The 8,071-nt window shown below is 67.3% G+C and carries 4 protein-coding genes and 5 pseudogenes; 4 read left to right on the top strand and 5 right to left on the bottom strand.

The window, feature by feature from the left end; all coding sequences use genetic code 11:
* Positions 1-82: 82 nt before the first annotated feature.
* From AMK33_RS45105 to AMK33_RS39670, 3 genes and pseudogenes are all read left to right on the top strand, one after another.
* Positions 83-343, top strand: a pseudogene (locus AMK33_RS45105) (transposase); the annotation flags it as partial.
* A pseudogene (locus AMK33_RS44560) lies at positions 286-1,148 on the top strand (IS701 family transposase). The pseudogenes AMK33_RS45105 and AMK33_RS44560, both read left to right, overlap by 58 nt.
* A gap of 314 nt (positions 1,149-1,462) precedes the next feature.
* Positions 1,463-1,816, top strand: coding sequence for a hypothetical protein (locus AMK33_RS39670; RefSeq protein ID WP_073938094.1), 354 nt, complete (start codon positions 1,463-1,465; stop codon positions 1,814-1,816).
* A gap of 18 nt (positions 1,817-1,834) precedes the next feature.
* On the opposite strand, the pseudogene istB reads toward AMK33_RS39670, so the two are convergent.
* From istB to AMK33_RS39650, 5 genes and pseudogenes are all read right to left on the bottom strand, one after another.
* Positions 1,835-2,601, bottom strand: a pseudogene (istB, locus tag AMK33_RS39665) (IS21-like element helper ATPase IstB).
* Positions 2,602-2,647: 46 nt separating this feature from the next.
* Positions 2,648-3,949, bottom strand: coding sequence for an IS21 family transposase (gene istA, locus AMK33_RS39660; protein WP_443030959.1), 1,302 nt, complete (start codon positions 3,947-3,949; stop codon positions 2,648-2,650).
* Between the two features lie 177 nt (positions 3,950-4,126).
* Positions 4,127-4,255 (bottom strand): annotated as a pseudogene (locus AMK33_RS44555) (IS630 family transposase); the annotation flags it as partial.
* Positions 4,256-4,291: 36 nt separating this feature from the next.
* On the bottom strand, positions 4,292-5,860 hold the full coding sequence (locus AMK33_RS39655) for an ISL3 family transposase (RefSeq protein ID WP_073938089.1): 1,569 nt from the start codon (positions 5,858-5,860) through the stop codon (positions 4,292-4,294).
* Between the two features lie 133 nt (positions 5,861-5,993).
* Positions 5,994-6,524, bottom strand: a pseudogene (locus tag AMK33_RS39650) (winged helix-turn-helix domain-containing protein); the annotation flags it as partial.
* An 839-nt stretch (positions 6,525-7,363) separates the two neighbouring features.
* Here AMK33_RS39650 and AMK33_RS43460 point away from each other — a divergent pair.
* Entirely contained in the window at positions 7,364-7,849 is a 486-nt protein-coding gene (locus AMK33_RS43460; RefSeq protein ID WP_235618358.1) for a hypothetical protein, read from the top strand.
* The last annotated feature ends 222 nt before the right edge of the window (positions 7,850-8,071 follow it).

The following is an 8,071-nucleotide window of genomic DNA, read 5'->3' as shown; positions in this document are numbered from 1 at the left end:
ACAACCTAAATCACCAGTATTGCTTCTAGTGGTGCTTCGTTACGTCGGGTGATCTCTTCTGGTGGTGGGCATCTTCTCCGGTATGAGGCTGGGGGAGGTGGAACGGCTCCGGGGTGAGTTGGCGGAGTTCGTTGCCGATGTGTTCGCCTCGGTGCCGCGGCGGTGGGGTGCGTGTTATCTGCGGGGTCTGATGCTGGACGGTCGGTGCAAGTCGGTCCAGCCGATGGCCGAGCGGCTGCCGGACGGGAACATGCAGGCCCTGCAGCAGTTCGTGAACCAGTCGCCGTGGGATCCGCTGCCGGTCCGGTGGCGGATCGCCCAGCGGCTGCCCGAGACGATCATGCCCGAGGTGTGGGTGATCGACGACGTGTCGTTCCCCAAGTGCGGCACCGCCTCGGTCGGGGGGCCCGGCAGTACTGCGGAGCGGTGGGCAAGCGGGCGAACTGCCAGGTCGCGGTCAACGTCCACGCCGCCACCGACACCGCGTCCTGCCCGCTGGACTGGCAGTTGTACCTGCCGCGCGAGTGGACGGAGGAACCGGACCGCTGCCGCCGGCCGGAGTCCCCGACGGCACCGGCCACCAGGAGAAGTGGCGGCTGGCGCTCGGCCTGCTCGACAGCCTGACCGCCTGGCAGTTGAAGGCGCCGGTGGTGGTCGCCGATGCCGGCTACGGCGTCAGCACCCCCTTCCGGCTCGGTCTCGAACAGCGAGGGCCGGCCTATGTCCTGGCGCTGACCGGGAAGGAAGTCGCCCATCCGGAGGGTGCCCGGCCGCACCGGCCTGCTTATGGCGGGCTCGGTCCGCCGACGCTGTCCCGCTACCGCATCCCGCCGCGGGCCGTCTCCGCCCTCGCGGCCGAGGCCGGCGTCGGCCGGTTCGCCGAGGTGACCTGGCGCCGCGGCAGCAAAGGTGCGATGACCTCACGGTTCGCGGTGCTGACAATGCGGCCGGCGGGCAAGCAGGCCCAGGTTGCGGGCGACGGCCGCAATCGGTGGGACGGCGTCCTGTCCGCCCAGACGCTCCTGGTCGAGTGGCCGGACGGCCAGGACACTCCGTCGGGCTACTGGATATCGAACCTGCCTGCCACCACACCGGTCGCCGACCTGATGCGGTGGGCGAAGACGCGCAGTGAGCCTCTGCCAACTTGAAGTCGCAGGTCAAGGGGCTGGTGTGCCGGTCTTCCGGTGTGCTCACGCTGGTCGTGGGGCGCAGCCTGTGGAGTAGTTCGTCTGCCAGTGGTGTTGAGGCTCTTCAAGCGATCAGGATTGCCTCATTTCCCCACCTGCTTGGTCCGGTGTCCAGCGCACTGGGAGAGTTGCGCCGGGCATCGACGGTAAGGGATCAGGCAGTGCTTGTCGGCGTACTCCTCTGAGTGCTCCGCCAAGTACAGATGTAGGTGCACCACTTGATGCCGGTCAGGGCCGTGCCAAGGTTTCCTTCAGGGCCTGCCATGATCTCGTTCATGGACGAGGCCATCGAGGTTCTGAGACGGGAGTTCGACGCAGAGGAAGGAAGCTTCCTGCTGCGACTGCGTGGGGATCTGGAGTGGGACCGGGCTGCCTTCACCCGTCTTGAGAGGGCCATGCGGACGGCGTGCGAGCACTGCCAGGGCGACGAGAAACTCGATCGGTGGCTCGTTGATGGGTTCTATGAAGTCGCGACGTGGGTGCCGATGTGGACCTCACATGCGAACTTCCCCAGGCCGACTCCCGAGGCTTACTACGAAGACTGCATGGAGCGGATCAGCGATCTGGCCGGCTGGTTCTTCCGAGGCTGGCACGTCTACTCCGACGGATACCTGTGGTCTGACCTGTGAAGACACGGCAACGTCCGGTCAGGCTGCGTCGTCCCGGTCTCTTTCGATAGCGGCGAGTCGGTTCTTGAGGCGGTAGCTGTTGCCGTTGATCGGGACGACCTCGCAGTGGTGCAGGAGGCGGTCGAGGATCGCGGTGGCCAGGACCTCGTCGCCGAAGACCTGGCCCACTCGCCGAAGGTCTTGTTCGAGGTCAGGATGATCGAGCCCTTCTCGTAACGCTTGGAGATAACCTGGAAGACCAGGTTCGCCTCGGTCCGCTCCAGTGGCTGGTAGCCCACCTCGTCGACCACGAGAACCGCAGGGCGAAGGTAGCTGGTGAGCTTGCTGATCAGCCGGCCCTGGTCCTCGGCGGCCTTGAGGTGGCGGACCTCGAGGCTGGTGAAGTAGATCGAGTAGCCGGCCCGGCAGGCCGCGACGGCGAGGGCGACGGCGATGTGTGTCTTGCCGACCCCGGGTGGCCCGAGCAGGGCGACGTTGGCCTTGTCCTCGGCGAAGGACAGGGTGGCCAGGTCTTTGACCTTGTGCGGGTCGAGGTCGGGCTGGAAAGAGAAGTCGTAGTCCTCCAGCGTCTTGTGATGCGGCAGTTTCGACAGCCGCAGCCCGTTGCGGAACCGGCGGTCGTCACGGACCGCGAGTTCCTCGGCCAGCACCAGGTCGATCAGATCGAGATAGCCCATCTTGGTCTCGTCCGCCCGCTGGACGTACTGGTTCAGGGCTTCGGCCAGGTGCGGCAGGCCGAGCTTGGCGGCGGTGGCACGGATGCGGTTGCTGGTCAGCTCGCTCAACGGGCTTCCTTGGTCGGTGCGCTGGTGGTGAAGGGGCGGGTGCCGGTCAGCTCGTCATAGACTGACAGCGGGCGACGGCCGACCTCGACGCTTGCGGCTGCGGCCCGGGACAGCAGAGCCTGCAGTGGCCCGCTCGGTGCCCCAGAGGCTGGCCGCGGCGGGGTGACGGCTGATCGTCCCCGGTGGTGACGCGCCGGCCGGCGCCGGTGGGCAGGCCGTCCCAGTGGGTCTCATCCACGATGCGGGCGCCTCGGCCGACTGCCCTCGGATGGGTGGCCAGCAGCGTCTGACCGTTCCCGTCTGCGACCGTCGAGTGCAGTGTGACCTGGGATTTCGTGGCACGGATCTCGACCAGCTGGCGGGGAGGGACCTTGCGGGCGGGCACCGAGTAGAGGTTCGCGTCGAAAGCCACCAGGCAGTCCTTGCCCACGTGCCGCAGATGCCGCTGCATGACCACATACGGAGTCTTCGGCAGCGGACGCAGAGCCGTGTGATCACGCATGGCCCGGTGCCCGATGACCTCGCCGTGGGTGCCGTAGACCTTCGCCCGACGCAACGAAACCCAGGCAGTGAAGGCGGCGTTCATCTCCTCGATCGAGGCAAACGCCCGCCCGGCCAGGACATGGTCGCGGACGATGCCGACCTGGCGCTCGACCCGGCCCTTGCCCTGTGGCCGGTAGGCGGCCAGCACATCGATGTCGAAGTCGTAGTGCCCGGCGAAGGCGACCGCCCCCGGATGCAGCGGGACCGCCTTGCCCGGGGCGGCGTGCCGGCGCACGACCGTCTTGGTGCGGTCGTAGACGATGCTCATCGGCACTCCGCCGAAGTGCGCGAACGCCTGCCGGTGGCAGTCGAAGAACGTCGCCAGGTCCTGGCTGGTGGTGAAGCAGCAGAACGGATCACGCGAGTACGACAGCGTCATGTGGAACGAGTAGACCTTCGAGATCCCCACGTGAGCGAGGATCTTGCCCTCGTCGCCCCAGTCCGCCTGGGCCTGAGCACCCGGAGCGACCTCGAACCGCCGGTGCAGGCCCGCCAGCTCGCCCGGGCTGATGCCCAGTTCCTTTGCGATCCGCGGCCGGGCCTCCTGCAGATAGAGCTTCACCCGCTGGTAGTTGATGCCGACCGCATAGTCCTGAACCAGGCGTTCATGGATCACCGATGCCTTTAGCAGAACCTCGGCCCTGAGCATCGCGTCGATCAGCGGCGCGACCTCGTCCACCACCCGCCGAGGCCGCTGACCGGCCACCTCCCGCTTCGGCGGCGCGGTCGAAGCCGGATTCTTCAGATACTTGCTGACCGTCCGGCGATTCAGCCCCGTCTCCTTGGCGATCTCCCGCAGGCTCATCGCCCCGGACTCATACAGCGGACGAAACCGCCTCAACTCCAGCCACCGATGTGGATCCAGGACCACCGCCAGCCGCCTCCCCGAACCGACAGCAGCAGACTCATGGTCCCCACCCCACCCCCGCACCGAAAACGGAGCACATTCCTCCGTACGAGGTGGCGCACGTCCACTTGTACGCCGACAGCCCTGCTTGTAGCAGGCCAGGGCGGCGATCGAGAACCGGCGCTGGGAGCGTCCCCGTACTCGGATCACGGGCGTGTGCCCGCGCCATGCCCAGGTTCGGGAGGTGGGCGGCGTCATCGAGAGGTTCTGCCAAGATTTTCGTGAAGCGGTGACGGAACGTCATGCGAGGAGGACTCGTTTGCGTAGGAGCGGAAGCGAGGCCCGTCCGTACATCTGTCGCTTGAGCATTTTGATCCGGTTGACGTGACCTTCGACCGGACCGCTGCTCCAGGGCAGGGTGAGGCCGACCAGGACAGCATCCCAGTCGCGTTCGAGTCCGTCGGCGAAAACGTGCAGCTGGGGTAGGTCGTCGGCGCGGACCGCGCAGATCCAGGCGGGGAGGTCGGTGCCGGCGCGGTCGCAGATCATGCGGGCGAAGGTGTGGACGTGAGTGCGCAGTGCGGCCAGTTCGGGGCAGCGGAAGAGGATCTCGTCGAGTTGTCGTTCCTCCTCGGCGCGTAAGCGGCCGGGGTGACAAGTGATCCAGCCGGTGAGGTCCTGAGGCTTGGGTGGCGGTGCAGGCGCCGCCTTTGCGGTATCACGCAGTGGACGCAGAAAGCGACGGACGGCTTGCGGTGTGCGGCCTGGATAGCCCTGGGCCTGGATTTCGCGGAAGAGGGCGGAGGCGTTGGTGCAGCCCTGGTTCCAGCGGCTGATCAGGTAAGGCCGCCAGGCGTCCAGCCAGGTGGTGCGGATGGCGCGGTCGGCGAGGGCCTCGGGGTTCTCGCAGCGTGCGTAGCGGCGGGCGGTGTGGCGGGCCAGTCCGAGTTCACGTCCGATCGCGCTGATCGTCCATCTCTGGGCCAGCAGGTCCTGGACGGCCTGGTAGCGCTCCCGGGTGCGGGTGACCAGCCACTTCTCAGCGCCGGTGTCCGGGTTGAGGGCGGGGTCGGGCGTCTTCGCCGACACGGATTCGGCCTGCTCCGGTGGCGGTGGCGTCAGGCAGGACCGGTGGGTTATCACGGTGCGCTGGACCGTGTGGGCCAGGTTGTCCCACAGGTGCCAGGCGTCGGCGACCTGGCGGGCCTGGGGTGCTCCGGCGCTTGCCGCCTCCGCGTAGGCACCAGCCCGGTCCCGACAGACCATCTCAATGCCGGGGTGATCGGCCAGCCAGGCGACCAGGGGTGCTTTCTCACCGCCGGGCAGCAGATCCACGACACGATGGGAGTCCAGGTCGACGAGCACGGTCCCGTAACGCCGGCCCCGGCGGGTCGCGAAATCGTCAACGCCGAGCACGTGCAATGCAGGTTGGGGCGGATCCGGCAGCGCCCTCACCACGTTGAGCAAGGTGGCCCGGCTGATCGGGACGTGAAGGACGGCCGCGAGCCGGGCACCGGCCCGCCCCGCCAGTGCGATCGCCTGCACGATCTCGACGAGGGCGGCCGTGCGGCGCCCGTATCTCACGGTCAACCCCGCTACTTGCTCGACGAAGGTCCGACGAGCGCAGCGAGCACTGTCGCAGAACATACGCCGGACCCGCAGGTCGATGACGACCGGGCGGTCGCCCAGGGAGACATCGGCCAGGCGCCGCCGGTAGCGGCTGTGGACTCGTCGAGCCGGCGTACCGCAGTCGGGACAGGGCACGATCGTGCCGTCCCGGGTCCGCGCGACGATCAGTACCTTTTCCTCCTCTACCCGCACCTGTTCCACCAGCACCGCGGCCAGGTACGGGAGGAGCTGCTGCAGCATCGCCTCACACGATCGCAGCGTCCCGCTGCCCCGACCGGCGCGTCACCGGCGCAGCACAGCACAGACCGTGCACACCGGCCCAGCATGACTCTCCGTCACTGCTTCACGGAAATCTTGGCAGAGCCCATCGAGAAGCCGGCTTCGTCCTCGAAGACGATCCAGCCGCCGAGCGCCGCCGCGGTCCTTTTGCCTGGGGCCATGTCTCCTTCACCCAGCCGGCGACCGTGTCCTCGTCGCGCTCCAGTGCCCGTCGGGCCGGAACCTGGTGGCTCCACCCGTGACGCCGGAGCATCCGCGCGATGGCCGAGAGCGTGAGGGTCCGGTGGAACCGGCGTCCGATCAGCGTTTTGATCCTGGCCAGGGTCCAGGTCTGGTCCGGCCAGCCGTGGGCGACCGGCCCCTTGGCCAGCTCCTGCTCCAGAACCGCGAACAGGGCCTCGTTCAGCTTGGGACGGGCGGCCGATCCCTTGGAGTGCAGGGTGTGTCGGCCGCCTTCCTGCCAGGAACGGCGCCAGCGCTGCACTGAGCGCACGCTGACCCGCAGCTCCTTCGCCACCGTCGCGTTGTCCTGTCACCCGGCGAACATCTCGGCCGCCTCCATGCGGATGCGTTCGCGAAACGCCCGCCGCTCGGCGGTCAGGCCGCCGCCTTGCGGATACCTCATACTTCCGGCATACCGCTACAACCGTCACTTGTCAGCCTCACGACATCACACCGACAAGCTCAGTAGAGGCGAGGGGAGGGCCGTGAGCCGGCATTCTCACGTCATCCTGCCCCGAGTCGATGGAACTCTCTGTTCCGGGCGCCTGGCGTGTGCTTCAGTACGCCCCGAATTGACTGCCCCGCACGCCTTGCTATTCCTTCACACCGGGCTCACGATCAGTCGGTCGGCTTGCACCGCTCATAGGGGGCATCCGTGGGAGCACCGTTTCGGCACCTTACCGCCGTAGCCTTCACCACGGCCCTGGCTGCGCCCTGCCGTTGTTCACTACACGATCCGCTCAGGCCGTGCCTCTGGTCATCTGCACAGGAACAGCGGACCAGCAGGACAGCCCAGGCCTCACCCCGGGCAGCAGGTGGTTCGACTCCAGAGGTAGGTTTTTTTTACCAGACCTACGTCGGCGACAACGCGATCAACGTCCAAGCTGTGTCCACAGCGACCGTCGGCTTCCTGCTCAGCCTCATCAGCCGGATCGGCCAAACCAGCCACTCTAGCAACGGCGACGCCACCACACCGCACGCCATCGGCATCCTCCTTGCCCCCGGGAGGGACCGTCGTCGCTTCCAACGACACTGTCACCGGCAGGCACCGTATCGGTGCCACGTTCCTCCGGACCGTCGCCTTCGCCACGCCGCTCGACCGGCCCCCAGCCTGCCTCACATCGGCCAGGGGAGGGGATCCCACAGATGCTCGGGCCATGGCTGAAGCCCTGGTCCTCCAGGAAGGGAACCGTACGTATGAGGCGCAGTTCATGGGCAGCACTCGTCGCTGCCGTCGCGGCCATGGGAATGTTCATGATGCCGGCAACCGCGTCGGCGTCGGTACTGGCGCGGCCGCTTCAGGTCGTCCAGTGCACGGGCACGGAGACCACCACCTATAATCCCGGCGTCCTCTTCCAGGCTCGCGAGATCAGCCTCAGCACCACCGGCACCTTCACCTCATGCCTCGATGCGACTGGCCAGGTCACCAGCGGTGGTTACGGGGAACAGTTCACACTGTTCGTCGGCTGCAACGACCTGCTGGGCGCCTTCACCGGCCAGCGCACGATCACCTGGAACACTGGCGATACCAGCGTCATCACCGGCAGCGGCAGCAGCACCGCCATCGCCGGCCAGGTCATCACCACCTTCACCGGCACCGTCACCCAAGGCCCCTTCCAGGGATCCAGCGCGGTTCAAACCATCACCCTCCCTCAACTCAACGCCCTCAAATGCCTGACCACCGGTATCACTGACGCCACCGGCATCACCACACTCACACTTGCCTGAGCTTGAGGGAGTGTCCAATAGACGGCGGATCCGGTGATTGAGGAGACGCCTGATGAGCGAGACCATCACCGAGTGCGAGGCCGCAGAGAAGCCGGTCGTCGAGTCGGCCGCGGAGGCGGTCTCGGGCGAGCAGTTGATCGTGATGCTGGCCGACCGAGCCCGCTCCGGCGGGCTCCAGCTGACCAAGCGGGTAACCAAGTGCACAGGCCGTCATACGTCGAG

The organism is Streptomyces sp. CB02400, assembly GCF_001905725.1.
GTDB classification, from domain to species: Bacteria; Actinomycetota; Actinomycetes; order Streptomycetales; family Streptomycetaceae; genus Streptomyces; species Streptomyces atrovirens.
This window is presented reverse-complemented; position numbering and strand designations above follow the sequence as displayed.